This is a genomic window from Planktothrix prolifica NIVA-CYA 540, assembly GCF_963864145.1.
GTDB classification, from domain to species: Bacteria; Cyanobacteriota; Cyanobacteriia; order Cyanobacteriales; family Microcoleaceae; genus Planktothrix; species Planktothrix agardhii.
Map to the genome: position 1 here is coordinate 3148320 of NZ_CAWLTW010000001.1, position 16763 is coordinate 3165082.

At 38.2% G+C, this 16763-nt stretch carries 11 protein-coding genes and 2 pseudogenes; 4 read left to right on the plus strand and 9 right to left on the minus strand.

Annotation, left to right across the window (positions count from 1 at the left end):
- Positions 1-319 precede the first annotated feature (319 nt).
- A complete protein-coding gene (locus AC559H_RS14005; protein ID WP_026796093.1) occupies positions 320-1792 on the minus strand; it encodes a DASH family cryptochrome in 1473 nt (490 codons plus the stop codon).
- Positions 1793-2280: 488 nt separating this feature from the next.
- Here AC559H_RS14005 and AC559H_RS14010 point away from each other — a divergent pair, with 488 nt between their 5' ends.
- The 3 genes and pseudogenes from AC559H_RS14010 to AC559H_RS14020 all read left to right on the plus strand — a co-directional run.
- Entirely contained in the window at positions 2281-4650 is a 2370-nt protein-coding gene (locus AC559H_RS14010; RefSeq protein WP_499007577.1) for a 3'-5' exonuclease, read from the plus strand.
- Positions 4651-4685: 35 nt separating this feature from the next.
- Positions 4686-5483 (plus strand): annotated as a pseudogene (locus AC559H_RS14015) (ISAs1-like element ISPlr1 family transposase); the annotation flags it as partial.
- A 330-nt stretch (positions 5484-5813) separates the two neighbouring features.
- A pseudogene (locus AC559H_RS14020) lies at positions 5814-6116 on the plus strand (transposase family protein); the annotation flags it as partial.
- Between the two features lie 204 nt (positions 6117-6320).
- Here AC559H_RS14020 and glmS read toward each other — a convergent pair.
- The 4 genes from glmS to hemH form a co-directional block, all read right to left on the minus strand.
- Positions 6321-8237 carry a glutamine--fructose-6-phosphate transaminase (isomerizing) gene (glmS, locus tag AC559H_RS14025; protein WP_026796091.1) on the minus strand — a complete coding sequence of 639 codons (1917 nt, stop codon included), beginning with the start codon at positions 8235-8237 and terminating at the stop codon, positions 6321-6323.
- A gap of 397 nt (positions 8238-8634) precedes the next feature.
- On the minus strand, positions 8635-9060 hold the full coding sequence (locus AC559H_RS14030; protein ID WP_026796090.1) for a PIN domain-containing protein: 426 nt from the start codon (positions 9058-9060) through the stop codon (positions 8635-8637).
- Positions 9057-9293 carry a type II toxin-antitoxin system Phd/YefM family antitoxin gene (locus AC559H_RS14035; protein WP_026796089.1) on the minus strand — a complete coding sequence of 79 codons (237 nt, stop codon included), beginning with the start codon at positions 9291-9293 and terminating at the stop codon, positions 9057-9059. Before AC559H_RS14035 ends, AC559H_RS14030 begins: the two co-directional genes overlap by 4 nt.
- A 221-nt stretch (positions 9294-9514) precedes the next feature.
- A complete protein-coding gene (gene hemH, locus AC559H_RS14040) occupies positions 9515-10678 on the minus strand; it encodes a ferrochelatase (protein ID WP_026785634.1) in 1164 nt (387 codons plus the stop codon).
- Positions 10679-10775: 97 nt separating this feature from the next.
- On the opposite strand from hemH, the gene AC559H_RS14045 reads away from it, so the two are divergent.
- On the plus strand, positions 10776-11405 hold the full coding sequence (locus tag AC559H_RS14045; protein WP_026796088.1) for a class I SAM-dependent methyltransferase: 630 nt from the start codon (positions 10776-10778) through the stop codon (positions 11403-11405).
- A 51-nt stretch (positions 11406-11456) separates the two neighbouring features.
- Here the strand turns inward: AC559H_RS14045 and AC559H_RS14050 are convergent, their stop codons facing one another.
- The 4 genes from AC559H_RS14050 to AC559H_RS14065 form a co-directional block, all read right to left on the minus strand.
- Positions 11457-12023 carry a Uma2 family endonuclease gene (locus AC559H_RS14050; protein ID WP_026796087.1) on the minus strand — a complete coding sequence of 189 codons (567 nt, stop codon included), beginning with the start codon at positions 12021-12023 and terminating at the stop codon, positions 11457-11459.
- Between the two features lie 58 nt (positions 12024-12081).
- On the minus strand, positions 12082-12660 hold the full coding sequence (locus AC559H_RS14055; RefSeq protein ID WP_026785631.1) for a Uma2 family endonuclease: 579 nt from the start codon (positions 12658-12660) through the stop codon (positions 12082-12084).
- Positions 12661-12829: 169 nt separating this feature from the next.
- On the minus strand, positions 12830-15274 hold the full coding sequence (gene glgP / locus AC559H_RS14060; protein ID WP_237745581.1) for a glycogen/starch/alpha-glucan family phosphorylase: 2445 nt from the start codon (positions 15272-15274) through the stop codon (positions 12830-12832).
- Between the two features lie 151 nt (positions 15275-15425).
- Positions 15426-16604: a transaldolase gene (locus AC559H_RS14065; protein WP_026796086.1), complete on the minus strand. Its 1179-nt coding sequence runs from the start codon at positions 16602-16604 to the stop codon at positions 15426-15428.
- Between the last annotated feature and the right edge of the window lie 159 nt (positions 16605-16763).

Consider the following 16763-nt stretch of genomic DNA (forward strand, 5'->3'; position numbering starts at 1 on the left):
TGAATCGGCAATTATTATGGGGGTGGTAACTTTAGCCTATTCTGCCTATAAATTTTGTCAAAAACAATTAGCAACGGAGAAGAATTAATCAATCGCAAAAATATCCGTTACCCAGTTATAGCAACCGCCAAGGCAGTTAGGACACCAGACGGATCTTGGAACCCAGACGGTGAAGTGATTTCCCCCGGTGTTCCCTCCCCCCCCTAGCCTGCCGTGCACGGGGGGTTGGGGGGGCTGTTCCCTGATCCGGCGTTCCCTCCCCCCCCTAGCCCCCCGTGCACGGGGGGTTGGGGGGGCTGTTCCCTGCTATAAAATTCAGCTAACCTAAGTTTTTTCTAACCGCAGTTTCATAAATCAATTGATTCACTTTAACCGATTGTTCTAAATCAACCATGGGTTGAGGATAGTCAACGCCTAAAATTACCCTAAAGCGTTTTTGTTCAACGGGCAATAATTTCCAAGGTTGATGAACTTTTGACGGGGGTAAATCCTTTAATTCCGGCAGCCAATGTTTAATATAATCCCCATTGGGGTCATAATCTTGGGATTGTTTGAGAATATTAAAATAGCGAAATCCTCTGGCATCATTTCCCACTCCAGCGTTATAATTCCAGTTACCCCAATTGCTACACACATCATAATCAATTAACAAAGATTCAAACCATTCTGCCCCTCTTTGCCAATTAATTCCTAAATTTTTGGTGAGGAAACTGGCTACATTTTGCCGCCCTCGGTTTGACATAAATCCTGTTGTTAATAATTCCCGCATATTCGCATCTACTAAGGGAAAACCTGTGATTCCCCGTTGCCATTGTTCAAACTGTTTTGGATTGTCTTTCCAAGGAATAGAAATTCCTTGTAGACCCTGGGGATAAAATATTTTATTCCCATGTTTTAAAGCAATAAATTTAAAATAATCTCGCCATAATAATTCAAAAATTAACCAGTAAGTTGAATCGTTTTTTACCCGTTCTTTTTCGTAGGTTTGAACTGTATTATAAATTAGTCGGGGAGACAAACAACCTAATGCTAACCATGGGGAAAACTTAGAAGAATAATTTGCTCCTAACATTCCATTGCGGGTTTCTTTATAATTTTTGAGACAATCCTGTTCCCAAATATAATTTTTTAAACGGTCTAATCCTGCGGTTTCTCCACCTTGAAATTTCATCACTGACCGAGAATCAAAAACAGGTGTTTCTAAACCTAAATCTTGAATATTGGGTAAGTTTCCTGTTTCTATTTCAGGTAAATGGGGTAATTGTTTAGGAGAAGTAAAAAGACTATTGATAATTGATTGAGATTCAACTTGCTTTCTAAATTGAGTAAAAATTTCTGGAAGTTGAGGAATAGAAAAGGGTAAATCTGTTATAGAATAAAGTGTTGCACCCCAATAGGATTTAACCACAACTCCTAAAGCAGCTAAGGCAGTTTTTAAATTTTGTTCTATGCTTAATTCCTCGGAAGTGGCTTCTTGATAATAATAGACTGCATCAATATTGAGGATTTTAACTAATTCAGGAATAATTATTTCTGGCTTCCCTAGACGAAGGATTAAATCACTTCCTAACTTTCTGAAAGATTGACGTAAATCCGCAACGCTTTCCAATAAAAATTGAGTGCGAAATGCTCCCGTTTTGGGGAATCCATAGGAGGTTTGAGTAAACTGTCGAGGGTCAAAACAATACACAGGAATAATCTGTGCTTGAGTGTTTAATGCTGAGGATAAGGGTTGATGGTCATGTAGTCGTAAATCGTTTCGATACCAGATTAAAATTCGTTTTGGGGTCACAATGATTAGCCGTCTAAAGGGTTAAGTTCGTTTTAGTAGTCCGTCTGTTAGTCTAACTCACGGATTTACAAAACGTTACACTTAATCCATTTTAGCCGAATTCTCCAGGGGTTTGACAACTAACCAGCGTCCCGTTTTCGGGTCGCGGTAACTATTGTAGGGGTTAGAGCGCAATGGTTTGGGATAAACTTTCATAATCACCCTTCAAGTCCTTAACGGTTGAAAAAATAGAGATCAACTCAATAATTTAATTATTCCGTATTTTCCCGGTTAAATCAGGGACGCTCATCTCTAAAATTCTGTGATGATAACGTTCAATTTGAGTGACAATGAACATAGAAGCAAGTGAGAGCAGTCTAGGGGATCTTGTGATCTCGATCATTTAATTCTACGTTTACAGATTATTTATTCTCATTAATTGCTATGAAAACTAAAAAAACTTTATTGTTATTGATACGGAAGGACAACCGATTTTAAGAGAATTAGCGATTGTTAATGATCAAGGAGAATTAATTTATGAAGCCTTTGTGGAAAATCATCCCCAAAGTCCTAAAATTGCCCATCTGACTAAACCGTTAAAATTACTTTTAACAGAATTTCTGGAAATTGCTCAATCTCAAATTATTATTTGTCATTATGCTCAACATGATATTGAAATCTTGCGAAATTCATTTAAAGCGGTGGGAATTTCTGCCCCTCAATTAGATTTTCAGTGTAGTTTTGAACTAGCTCAACGCTATTTACCGCAATTAAATAGTCATTCTTTAGAGGCTTTAAGTAAACATCTAAGACTTAAATTAGAGGGTCAATTTTTTATCAAAGATTCTGCCCATAGAGCTAAATATGATGCGTCATTTACCTATCAACTTTATAAACATATTGTGAATGAATTTCTTAAAAAAGAATTAAAAACCCAACCCAACCCTTTTGGAAACAGTCGTGTTGATACTCCCTTTCAGGATCACCCGGATTTTAGAGGGATTTTTGCCGAAGAATGCGATCGCTTAAAAGCTATTTTAGGGGATATTAAATTAGACTTCAATCATCAAACCAAAGGAGCAATTGTGATTGGGGAACCCGGATCAGGAAAAACCCATCTAATGATGCGATTAGCCAAGGATTTATTAACTAAAAATAGATTATTATTTATCCGCCAACCTAATAATCCTGATACGGTTTTATTCCATACCTATAGTCGTATTTTAGAATCCTTAATCCAAATTGTTCCGAATAGTATTCATACTCAAATTGAGTATTTATTGGCTAATAGTTTTTCGGAAATTATTAAATCTACTGATAACTATTTTACCTCAAAAACCCAAAAAGACGAAAAGATATTACAACTGATTCAAGGGGGAAATTTAAAGCTATTTACCGACTTATCCCAAGCAGAAACCAAAACAAAACGGGAATTTTGGCAACATATTGAAAAACGGGCTTTGGAGTGGTGGAATAATAACTTTTCCGCCGCGGGTTACGCCCCTAAATTTTTACAAGGAATTGTGAAATTTTGTGGCTATACCGACTTTAACCGTCGTCAAATTATTACCCAATGGTTAGCAATGAATAATCTCCCCCAAGAAGAATTAGACCGGGTGGGTTTACCCTCCTGGGAAGATGAATTGAGCCGGGAGGAAGCATCTTTAGAAGCATTGAAGGTTTTGGGGTGTTTATCCCTCTTAGATGAACCTTTAATCATTGTTTTTGATCAGTTGGAGGGATTAGGATTAAAACACAATGAACGATTATTACACTGTTTTGGAACCGCGATTAAAGAGATTTTTACCCATGTTCCGAATAGTTTAATTATTTTAAACCTATTTCCTGATCGCTGGCAACAATTTAAACAGGTTTTTGATGGGTCAATTATTGATCGGGTATCCCAGTCCCAAGTGTTTCTTAATCGTCCTTCCAATCAAGAGTTAAAACAGTTATTGAATTTAAAATTACAAGGGTTAGATGTCACCCTAGATGATTTATTTGAAGTGGATGAAATTACTGCAATTTTAAATCATATTTCTATTCGGACAGTCTTAAATGTGGCGGCGGATTATTACCGCTATAAAGTCGATGGAATTCCTCTCCCAAAACATCAACTAATTCCAGTATTACAAACCGATGAAAGTGAGGTAGAAAGACGGTTAAAACAGTTAGAAATTGAACTGGAACAAATGAAACAGGGAATGACTCAAATTGCGAAAATTTTTGGTGAGAAAAATCAGCAAAATTTAGAAATATTTAATGGGGAATTATTTGGATTTGTCCCCTCGTTTGATTCTGCGGCTAAACGTCAACTCAAAAATTATTTAAAGGCGCAACGAATTTGTTTAGAAGCTAATTTATCCAAGCCTAAAATTCTTGCCGATAGCGATGATTTAGGGAAATTAATCACAATTTTAGAATCCTTAATGTTAGTGATTTCTCCCTTGAGTTTTGATATTTTACGTTTAGGAAAACGAGTCATTCCTGAACATTTAATTATTCAAACTCAAACCCATAGTTTTGTCGTGGGATTTTTACATTTAGGTGGAGCACCCTTTTTCCATCGGATGAAAAACTGGAATGAATTATTGGTTTTGAAACCCAATTTTAAATTTATTCTATGTCGAGATCAGAGTGATTATCCGATTAGTGGTGAGAAAAGTCTATTTGAGCTAGAAAAACTTCAACATTCTAAAAATGGAAAACTAATGCTTTGGAATCCAGACCATAGAGTTTTATTTGAGTTGTTTTATCAAATGATCCTAGATATTCAAAATTATGATTTAGAGATCAAGTTTGAGGAGGCTATGGAGTTTATTTTATTAGAATATCAGGATTATTGGCTATTTCAAAATATTACTAGAGATTTGAGTTAAAAACTATATAGCGGTACGGAACAGGGAATAGCCCCCCCAAACCCCCGGGAATAGAGGGATTAGCAATAGATGGAAAAAGTTTAAGAAGTACGGTAAAAGACCCAGGCAATCAGCAGCAAAACATGGTAATAATGGTATCTCTATTTAGTCAAGAAACCGGATTAGTATTAGCGACGGAAAAGTTCGAGAGTAAAACCGGTTCAGAACAAGCTGTAGCCCAAGGGATAATAGAAGAATGTGGTCTAAAAGGAAAGTTAATAACTGCGGATGCGTTACATTGTAATGTCACCACAGTCCGAAAGATTATCGAGAGTGAAAACGATTATTTAATCGCGGTTAAAAAGAATCAAATCAAACTGTATAATCAAATTGAAAAAATTACAAAAACGACGAAAGCTGAAAGTATAGATACTCAAAAAGAGAGGGGTCATGGACGAGAAATAACTCGTCGGGTATCAGTGTTTAAAAATTCGATAAAAATTGAAAGCCCTTGGGAACATATTCAAAGTATAATTCAGGTAGAAAGGTGGGGATACAGAGGAAAAAAGCCTTATAGAGAAACGGTTTATTATATAAGTAGTATCTGGGAAAAGGCGGATTTTTTTTCCAAAAAAATTAAAGGGCATTGGGGGATTGAGAATCAAGTTCATTGGGTAAAAGATGTGTTATTTAAAGAGGATAGTATGAAAATTCATCAAGTACAAGCCGCGACTAATTGGGCACTGCTCAACACCCTAGGATTGAATATTTTCAGAGGTTTAGGATTTTTGTCAATAACAGAGGGAAGAAGGTGGTTAGGAAATCATTGGGAGAAATTAGTGGCTATCTCTTAATCCGAAAGTTAAAAATGAAAAAATAGAGCAATTAATTTAGGAAAAATAGATAAAAATCGGGAATGTAAGTCTTACTCCATAGGGAATAAGAATATTTATGCTGCTTAGATAATACCTCCTATAATTAATATTAATATAGCAATTATATGAAATATTAATTATTCGGAAAATAGCTATCATGTTTGAGAATTATGACCCAAAAGTAGGCTATAATTTTCAAACATGAAACAGCCCTCAGGGCTGTTTCAAAGTCAGGTGAAAAAGAGTAAAGAAAGAGCGATCGCCACCTGATAAAATGGAGAGCGATCACCATTTTTTTCTAAAATAAAGATGCTAACAAGTTTAATAGAAAATTTAAAAGAAGTCAAGGATTTCCGAAAAAATCAGGGAAAAAGGTATAGTTTATGGGAAGTGCTATTAGTAGTAGTTTTAGGGGTGATGTCAGGGCATCAAGGATATCGAGAGATGGAATATTTTGTCAAAGCCAACGAAGTTATCCTGAAAAGAACATTCAATATCTATAGCCAAGGAATGCCATCTTATTCAACAATAAGGAGGGTGATGAGAGGAGTAGACGAGAAGGATTTAAGCAAAATAGTAAAAGAATGGTCAAGAGAGAATTCTCCTAAATTAAACCCAAACCCCCCGTGCACGGGGGGAGGGAATAGGGAATAGGGAATAGGACTTACGCACCAAACCTGGTTTCTGAACGAGAAATCACCGATTTCATCCGCAAAATCAGGGCTAGAAACCCGGTTTCTTTGGTCTTGTGCGTAAGTCCTGTCTCCGTCAATCCGTTGATTTCGTTTTTACATCCCCAGATGATTCACTACACCCTTATTCAACCGTTACCGACTTAGCTAAATTCCGAGGTTGATCAACATCTAAACCCCGTCGGGCTGCAATATAATAAGCTAATAATTGCAGGGGAATTACGGTTAGAATCGGGGATAAAATTTCATCAACGATTGGAACAGCTAGAACATCATCAAAGGTTTCCTTGGCTTCGAGTTCTTCTATCGGTATCACCCCAATTAAACGGGCATCTCGCGCCTTAGCTTCTTGAGCATTAGAAATTACCTTTTCATACACATTTCCCGGCATGGCGATCGCCACTACGGGCACTTTTTCATCTAACAAAGCAATGGGGCCATGTTTCATTTCTCCCGCCGGATATCCCTCCGCATGAATGTAACTAATTTCTTTTAATTTTAATGCTCCTTCTAAAGCAATTGGAAAATTAATTCCGCGTCCTAAAAAGATAAAATCTTGGGTTTCATTAAAATCAGATGCTAACTCCTCAATATATTTTTCTTGACCCTGTAACAACTGTTCCATTTGAGCCGGAAGTTGTCGTAAATCCTTGATAATTTCAAGTAACCGAGATTCGGGTAAACTTTGACGATGCCAAGCAATATCTAAAGCCAATAAATAAAAGGCAACTAATTGAGCGACAAAGGTTTTGGTTGCAGCCACCCCAATTTCAATTCCGGCTCTGGTATCAATAATATGGGGAACTAATTGGGCTAAAGAACTTTCAGGACGGTTGGTAATTCCTAATAGTTTAGGCGCGTATTTTGCCGGGGAATTTATCCGCCGTTGCTGTTCCATTGCCAAAGATGCTAAGGTATCAGCCGTTTCTCCTGACTGTGTAACCCCAATCGTTAAAGTATTAGGTCGCAGAGGAGTTGGTGCGTAACGAGCCTCAGAAGCATACTGTACCACCGTAGGAATATTTGCGATTTGTTCTAACAAATATTTCCCGACTAAACTGGCGTGCCAACTGGTTCCACAGGCTAGAATTTCAATTTGTTCTAAATCTTGATACCAGCTTGAAGGAACACTTAAATGAATTGGTGAAGGTCGTTTTTTGGCTTTAGATTTTTCAGTGGTTTTTTCCGGTTCTAGTTCCAATTCTGGATCTAAATAGGCTTGCAAACAATCCCGAACAACTCCCGGTTGTTCATGGATTTCCTTTAACATAAAATGTTTAAAAGCGTGCTTCTCAACTAAAGTCGGACTCAAATTAAGAATCCGAGGAACTTTATGTAAACGTTCTCCCGCAAAACTATAAACCTCTACACCCAAATGCGTTAAACGAGCCATTTCCCCATTTTCTAAACTTAAAATTGCTTGGGTATAGGGAACTAAAGCCGGGGTGTCCGATGCACAGAAAAATTCTCCTTGACCTAAACCAATTGATAAAGGAGCTTGTTGACGAGCCACAATTAATTCATTGGGAGAATCTGCACATAAAACCGCGATCGCAAAGGCTCCTTCTAAACGATTAACCGTTTGACGCACAGCCTCTAAAAAAGATATTTTTTCAGAAGTTTGAGTTGCTAAAAAATCAGCAATCAAATGGGGAATTACTTCCGTATCCGTATCGGATTTAAACTCATAACCTTTGGCTTTTAATTCTTCTCGTAATTCCCGATAATTTTCTACAATCCCATTTTGGACAACGGCTACCCGTTCTTTAGGATCAAGGTGTGGATGGGCATTCCGTTCTTCCGGTTTGCCATGGGTTGCCCAGCGTGTATGACCAATCCCAATACTAGAGGGCATCTCAACATGGGCTAATTTTTCCCGGAGGTTATGGAGCTTTCCCTTAGCTCTCATAGAATGAATATTCCCTTCCCAAATTGTCGCTAAACCCGCCGAATCATAACCCCGATATTCTAGTTTTTCTAACCCGGACATGAGAATTTCACTGGCAACTCGAGTCCCAATATAACCAACAATTCCACACATGAATTAAAAACTCCTGTTTTAATAGCTTTTGTCTCGAATACGAATCCGAGTTTATCTTATCTTAACCACTGGCATAATGTTTGGCGATTAATTCTCCAACCAAAGGTAATAACTCCAAAGGAATTGGGCGGGTTTAGGGAGATAATTACTAATAATTAAAGACCCCCTACGGTTGAATTGTTAATCATTGTCAAATGCGATCGCATTTTTTTAACAAACTGTAGGGGCGGGTTCTGTAATAATATTCAATTCTTATCAATAACCTTGCTAAACCCGCCCTCTTAAAAGCGATCGCCCTTCCGATTTAGAAAGGCGATCGCTATTTTTGAAGGCGAGGATCGTTGAAGCGATCGCATTTTTACTATTAACCTGTATTCAAACAATAAAAACGATCGCGCTAAAGTCTTAAAATTTGGACTGGAACTCCTAATACCTTGGCACTCGCAGCTAAACCTTCATCTGCTGTTATTAAAGAAATTTCATAAGAAAATGCGATCGCTAAATGCAAAGCATCCAAAGTTCGTAAAGGAATATCAAATCTACTGATCCAATCACGCGCTAATTTATAATGAACAGTTTCAACCGTTAAATAATGATAAAAACCATCGTCTAAATCCGATTGGAAATGGGCTGAAATTGTTCTCGCATCCCCCTGAGAAATCTCTCCCATTCGCACCCTTCGAGAGAGTGCCGAAAATAATTCAACTTCTACTAATTGACTCAATGCGGGTTCGGGTTCATTGTTTAATAAATCGTCTATTATTTCGCTGAGTGCTTCTGGCCAGTAAAAAGCAGCTAACACGCTCGTATCCAAATAAATCAATACCGTTCTCCTTCTCTGGCTTGAATAATTGTCACCCTCAACGATTCACCTGTCAAGAGTACAGAGTCTCGAAATCTTTTTCTTTGCAATACCCATTCTTGTCTTGTTTTTGGTGGAACAAGTCTAGCAACTTCTCTACTCCCATCAACTAAGATGATTTCTTCACCTTGAGCTACTCTTTCTAAGAGAGCTTTCAAGTTGTCTCCTAAGTTTTCAACACTAATTTTTAACATTATGCTCTCCAAAGCGTGATCTAAGCTATAAGTAGGGCAGGGTTCCGCAACAAGATTCAATTCTCACCCATAATATTCCTAAATGCGATCGCACAGCCCTATCAAGATATTTCATCAGATAAGGCAAGAACTCGATCATGGTGATTATTTTTAAACTAAGGCGGTTGCTATAGATAAACTATCAACCGCCAACCCACAACAGCCAAACGCCCAAACCCCGTTTACAGCAACCCAATGAAATGTAAGGGGCCTTGTCCGGTCATAATTTCTATTAATATGCCGATCATTCCTAACATGGCTAACCGACCATTCCAAACTTCGGCGGTGGTGGTGAGTCCCCATTCCCAACTTTCTTGAGGATACATCTTGGTTTTTTTGCCGGGATGTGCGACATCGGAGAACTTAATATTAGGAGCATTTAAAGCTTCTATAACCATTTCTGCTAAATCATTAATAAACACCGGATGGGTATTTAATGCCGGAACTCGATTGAATTTTTCAATCCCAGCTTCTTCAGCCAGTTCTCGATATTCCATATCAATTTCTTCTAAAGTTTCGATATGTTCAGATACAAAACTAATCGGAACCACGACTAATTCTTTAACGCCTTCTTTGGCTAATTCAAGAATAACTTCATCCGTATAAGGTTTCAACCATTCCACCGGGCCAACTCGACTTTGATAGGCGAGAACATGGGGGTTAGGACGGTTTAAGGTCTGCATAATTGCCGCCGTACAGCCTTCAATTTCATCCCGATAGGGATCTCCAGCTTCTTCGACATAACTAACCGGAACACCGTGGGCACTAAAGAAAATTTGCACCTGTTCAGGATGATCACAATGTTCAATTTCCTGCTCAATTAATTCCGTCATTGCTTGTAAATAACCTGGACGATTATACCAAGAAGGAATTACTGTATAATCAATTTTTTGTAAACTGGGATCTTGTTCCCAAAGTTTTTCTAAAACTCGAAAACTAGAACCACTGGTACTAATTGAAAATTGCGGATATAAAGGTAAAATAACTAATTCTTCGATTTGATCCCGTTTGATTTTGGCCACCGCTTCTTCAGTAAATGGGTTCCAATAGCGCATCCCCACATACACCCGGATATCGTGACCTTTTTCCTGTAAAGACCCTTGTAAGGCAATGGCTTGTTCTTCCGTAATTCGCCGCAGGGGAGAACCGCCCCCGATCGCCTTATAATTTTCCTGGGACTTCTGATAGCGCAAAGTTGAAATCATCCAAGCCAGAGGTTTTTGCATCCAAGCAAAGGGCAAACGGATAATTTCTGGGTCTGAAAATAGATTGTACAAAAAGGGGCGAACATCTTGCAGTTGCTCTGGCCCGCCCAGATTTAGCAGTAAGACTCCGACTCGTCCCATAGCGGATACTTCCTATCCTAAGATTTGTTAACTATCTTAACAATATATTGTCCTTGTGGGTTAGTCGATCTTTTAATTTATAAAAATTGTTCTTAACATGGCAACTATTCTCAGAAGTTTAAGTTACCGCTATCAATGGCTCTATGATACCATTTCCCGACTGGCAGCCTTGAGCGTGGGCGGTGAACGTCGGTTTCGGAAGTTACCCTTAACGGGGTTAACCCTGACACCGGAAACTAAAGTTCTGGACTTATGCTGTGGGAGTGGACAAGCAACGGCGGTGTTAGTGGAATATTCCCAGGATGTCACGGGCTTAGATGGGTCTCCGTTGTCCCTCAAACGCGCCCAGAGGAATGTTCCTCAAGCAAAATATGTTGAAGCCTTTGCGGAAAATATGCCCTTTGCCGATAACAGCTTTGACCTGGTGCACACCAGCGCCGCCCTGCACGAAATGAACCCCGAACAGTTGCAGCAAATTCTTAATGAGGTTTACCGCGTTCTGAAACCGGGAGGGATTTTTACCCTGGTTGATTTCCATTCCCCGACTAATCCGATATTTTGGCCGGGGGTAGCCATGTTTCTCTGGTTATTTGAAACGGAAACGGCTTGGCAATTGTTAGAAACAGATTTGGTTCAATTATTATCACAAATTGGCTTTAATGTCAATCTCCCTAAACTTTATGCTGGAGGAAGTTTACAAGTAATTCATGGGGTTAAACCTGAATAGAAATATAAGGAGAAATAGGGTTGATGTGGCAATTGCTATAAATAACAAAATTTATACCTGAAAAACCTGTTTAGATGTCAACTTTAATTCAGGAAAAAGTAAAGACTTAATTTCCTGTTCACCTGTAAATTCTGTAACTTCATAAAAACCAGAAACTAATAATAAAACCGAGATTTTTTCTGTTTTTGGGTCAATAATCCAATATTCAGGAATTTCTCTAACCGCATATTCAGAACGCTTATAACGGTAATCATCATCAGAATTACCCGGACTAACAATTTCTACGGCTAACAGGGGAGGTGCTTCTAAAACGGCGGCGGACATTTTTCGGAGTTCTTGACATTGACTTTCTGACAAAATGACTAAATCAGGAATCCTTGATTTCTTTTTAGCTGTTCTTACTCCTACTGTACCAGGCATTACTTTCCACTGCTGTTTAAGGTTGTCAATTTCTTGTTCTAAAATCTTAAAGATAAAATGTAAGATCAAAGCATGAAAACCACTGGCAGTAGGCATAAGTTTTAATTCTCCATTAACTAATTCATATTTGTTATCCGTGCCATCGTCATAAGCTAAATATTCTTCAAAGGAATAGGTTTTAGTTAATAATTGAACCATTTTGAATAGACTCCTATGGTTATTTTAAGGTGAATTTGGTAGTCAATAAGCAAAACAATCAAAAAATAGGTAAGTTTAAAATAAATTCTGGTAAGACATTTTCTCCTGATAAAGTTGTGGGTAGTTTGACGATTTCAAGAGCTTGATTAGGACGATATATTTCTACTTGTTGTTCTTGGGGATTAATTAACCAACCTAAGCGCAAACCACTGTTAAGATATTCCTGCATTTTTGCTTGGAGTTGGGTTAGGGAGTCAGTGCGAGAACGCAATTCCATCACAAAATCAGGACATATTGGGGGAAATTTTTCTTGTTCTTCTGCTGTTAGTAATTCCCAACGTTCCTTAGCCACCCAAGCCACATCAGGAGAGCGATCGCCACCATTAGGTAAGCGAAATATAGTAGAAGAACTAAAAACTTTCCCTAGTTGAGTTTGACGATTCCAAAACCAAAGTTCGCCGTTTAAATCTGATTCTCGATTACCACTGACTCCACCAACAGGGGGCATAATTACTAATTCTCCTTTGACAGTTCGTTCGAGTTGCCAATTTTCATTATCTTGGCAAAGTTGATAAAATTGCTCGTTGCTGAAGGTGACATTTTTAAAACTTAAAATGATGGGTTCTGAAGTAATCATTTTTCCCTCCTAATACTGAGGATATACAATAGTAGTTTTCAAGGCGGTGTTAAGTCAAGTTTTTGCAATAATTTTTAACAAAATATTACCTATAATTTATGACCAATAAATTAACTTAATCTCATCTTTGTTAAAATATCCTCTAGCAAGCCCTTAAATTGATATTATCCTAAACTGGATTAATATTCCAAACATTTTGACAATAGGCTTGGACAATTCCATCAGAGGAAAAACGACCTAAACGGGCGACAGTTAAAATAGACATTCTCGTCCAGGTTTCCCAATCTCGATAGGTTTGGCTGATTTTATCTTGACAATCCATATAGGATTTATAGTCAGCAAAAACCATATATTCATCGTGATATAATAGGGCATCAATTAAGGTTTTAAACAGATTCGGATCGCCTTGGGAAAAATAACCCGACGCTATTTGATCAATACTTTCTCGTAGGCTTTCATTTTCATGATAATAACTCCAAGGATTATAACCTTTAGCTTTTAAAACTTCAATTTCAGCTAAACTTAATCCAAAATTAAAGAAATTTTCTGCTCCCACTGCATGGCGTAATTCTTCACTAGCTCCATCTACAATTCCTAATGTTAAGGCTCCATTAAAAGCAGGTTTCAAAATTGCAATTCCCCCGGCTTTTTTCCCAGCCATTGCTAAATGTTCGGAGACATCGGCGGCGGGATAGATATATTGACTTAAAGTTTGATTAACATTCGGAATAAATACAACTTTTAAGCGATCGCCAACCACCGGATCGGAATTAATCACTTCACCCACCGCATGAATTAATTTAATCATTAATTTCCCCATCACATAACCGGGGGCGGTTTTCCCTGCAAAAATAAAGGTTTGGGGAACATAATCTTGATCGGGATTTTTCCGAATTCGATTATAGAGGGTAATGATTTTTAAAATATTCAAATGTTGACGTTTATATTCTTGAATTCGTTCAATTTGAATATCAAAAATAGAATCAGGATTTACCGTAATTCCACAATTCTGCTGAATATAATCAGCCAGTTTTCGTTTGTTTTCCTGTTTAATATTTCGCCAAGCTAAACGAAATTCTACCTGATCTAATTCTGATTCTAAACGCTCCAAATCCGCAAAATTTTTAATCCAGCTATTGCCAATTTTATAGGTAATTAATTCGGCCAAAGGGGGATTGGCTAAAACCAACCAACGCCGAGGGGTAATCCCACTACTAATTGCTCTAAATTTTTCCGGTGTTAATTCATAAAAATCAGGAATAATTGATTGTTTTAAACGTTCGGTTTGCCAGAGAGAAATTCCATTAATCGCATAACTTCCAATGCAAGCTAAATGAGTCATTCTAACATATCTTTCTCCTGTTTCATCAATCAAAGAAAGTCGAGATAATTTATTAAAATCTCCCGGATATTGACTGCGAACTCCAATTAACAATCGATTATTAATTTCATAGATAATTTCTAGGTGACGGGGTAATAAACTTCCTAATAATCCCACAGACCATTTTTCCTGAGCTTCCGGTAATAAAGTTGGGTTAAGATAGGTAAAGGTTTGTCTAGTAATTGACCAGGATTTTTCCCATTCTAAGCTATATTCATCAACAAATAATCGCATTAATTCTGCGATCGCGATCGCACTAGCCGTATCATGGAGTTGAATAGAATAGTGTTGATGAAATGTCTCTAAATTTTCTCCAGTTGCCAGATGATTCCGAATCATATCTTGGAGAGAACAGGAGACAAAAAAGAATTGTTGTTCTAAACGCAGTTGTTTTTGTTGAATTTTTTCATCATGGGGATATAATACTTTTGTGAGTAATTCAACGAATGGTTTTCCCTGAACAATTCCGTAATAATCGCCAATATTAAAATCTTGAGAATTATAGGAAACAATCGGTTCTGCTTTCCATAATATTAAGGTATTAACAGTATGACTTTGATAACCGGAAATCGGTGTATGATATGGAACTCCTTTGATGCAACGCTGGGGAATCCAACGCACCCGATAGCGTTCTTTTTGGTCATAATAGGCTTCCGTATAACCCCCTAGCTGCACATTTACCGTAGCCTCGGGACGGGCAATTTCCCAGGGATTTCCATACCGCAACCATTTATCAATCTTTTCGACTTGCCAACCGTGATAAATTTCTTGATCAAAACTACCAAATTCATAACGAATTCCATAGGCAATAGCGGGCAGATTCAAGGTAGACAGAGAATCTAATTCATCAATAGGTAATTGGGCAACATTTCCATAGCCTAAACTGGGTTCTATTTCTTGATCAATTAAGTCTTGTAAGTTTAAATTAAAAGCTTTTAAAGATTCTTGGAATGGTTCCCATAAATTGCAATTAACTAAATGATTAGCTAAATGAGATCCTAAAGCATATTCAGTAGAAAAATAGCAAATTTGTTTAACTTTATTTTGGGAATAATTTTGAGTTGTTTTCACCCAGGAGGGCATTAAAAACTGTCGAATAGTATAGGCTAACGCTTGATATAATTCTTGGGGGGTTGCGGTCGTGGGTAATTGACCTTGAAGATAGAGCAGGTTAGTTGCAAACTCTCGTTGTAAATCCTCTAAAGCGGGTGCTGTTTCAGAATAATCAGCCATTAGAGAGTTGAAAATAGAATCGGGAATTAATGGACTCATATTAGTATAATTATTACCCGTGAGGGGAGAGATTGTTGAACTTGAATAAACATACAGTAGAGAGAGACGCGCCGTGGCACGCCTCTACAGTTTTTCCTCAAGTTTTGGGTATTTAAACCGGGGCTAAATTGAAGGATACCCCCAACCCGGCGGCCATTTCTTCGGCGGTAATTTGACCATCATTATCTTGATCGAGGGCATCAAATACGGCGTCTGTTCCTGACCATTCTTCCCGGGTAATATAGCCATCGCCATCTAAATCATAGGCGCGGAAAATATCTTCAGCTGCATGACTAATTACTTCTTCTCCTTCTAAACGAGCTAGACGTTCAGCTAAGAATTTTTCTAGGGCTTCTAAGGCCTTGGAAAACCCTTTAATTCCTTCTTCTAATTTTTCCGAAGCCATCGGATCTTCGGCGTGCATTCGGTTAAAGGTATCTTGATCAATGGAGATTTTTTCTAGGTCTAAACTGGCGGCGGTTTCGGGATTGAGTTTGCGGGGAAGGTCGCCAATAGTTGATTGTAATTCTTCTAATAGAGCGGGAGAAATTGTTAATAAATCACATCCGGCTAACTCGGTAATTTCCCCAATATTACGGAAACTAGCCCCCATCACTTCTGTTTGATAGCCAAATTTTTTATAATAGTTATAAATTTGGGTGACAGATAGAACTCCGGGGTCTTCTGCGGGGGGGTAGGAATCTCGTCCGGTGTCTTTTTTGTACCAATCTAAAATCCGGCCGACAAAGGGAGAAATTAAGGTCGCTCCAGCCTCTGCACAGGCGATCGCTTGATGAATGCCAAATAATAGGGTTAAATTACAATGAATCCCATCTTTTTCTAGGACTTCGGCTGCTTTAATCCCTTCCCAAGTTGAGGCAATTTTAATTAAAATGCGATCGCGAGAAATCCCCGCCGCTTCGTATTGCTCGATAATATAACGACCTTTAGCAATGGTGGTTTCCGTATCATAAGATAACCGAGCATCGACTTCCGTGGAGACGCGCCCGGGAATAATAGCTAATATCTTTAATCCAAAAGCAACGGCTAACCTTTCAAAAGCTAAATTTGCCACTTCAGCATGCGTTGCACTCCCCCCCAAATCCTGACGGGCTTTTTTGAGGGTATCATCCACAATACTTTCATATTGGGGCATTTGGGCGGCGGCAGTAATTAAGGAGGGGTTGGTGGTTGCATCTCTGGGGGTATACATCTCAATGGCTTGGATATCTCCGGTATCCGCCACTACAACGGTGATTTCCCGTAGTTGTTCGAGTAGAGTTTGTCCCATTGTTTTCCGTCCTCTATTTAGGTCGCTAATCACAACAGAGTATAGCAAATTTAATTAATCAACAGTCTAAATATTGACTAATTACTGATTACTGAAAAATGGGTGCGTCACCCAGCGGCCACACACCCATCAAAATTTTTTGATAATTCTACCTATTAA

Excerpts from the sequence above, each read along its gene's own strand:
- glmS (WP_026796091.1), bottom strand. The coding sequence starts at position 8,237 with ATGTGTGGAATTGTTGGTTATATTGGGACTCGAGTTGCCAGTGAAATT.
- AC559H_RS14035 (WP_026796089.1), bottom strand. The coding sequence starts at position 9,293 with ATGTTAAAAATTAGTGTTGAAAACTTAGGAGACAACTTGAAAGCTCTC.
- hemH (WP_026785634.1), bottom strand. The coding sequence starts at position 10,678 with ATGGGACGAGTCGGAGTCTTACTGCTAAATCTGGGCGGGCCAGAGCAA.
- AC559H_RS14045 (WP_026796088.1), top strand. The coding sequence starts at position 10,776 with ATGGCAACTATTCTCAGAAGTTTAAGTTACCGCTATCAATGGCTCTAT.
- AC559H_RS14050 (WP_026796087.1), bottom strand. The coding sequence starts at position 12,023 with ATGGTTCAATTATTAACTAAAACCTATTCCTTTGAAGAATATTTAGCT.
- AC559H_RS14055 (WP_026785631.1), bottom strand. The coding sequence starts at position 12,660 with ATGATTACTTCAGAACCCATCATTTTAAGTTTTAAAAATGTCACCTTC.
- glgP (WP_237745581.1), bottom strand. The coding sequence starts at position 15,274 with ATGGCTGATTATTCTGAAACAGCACCCGCTTTAGAGGATTTACAACGA.
- AC559H_RS14065 (WP_026796086.1), bottom strand. The coding sequence starts at position 16,604 with ATGGGACAAACTCTACTCGAACAACTACGGGAAATCACCGTTGTAGTG.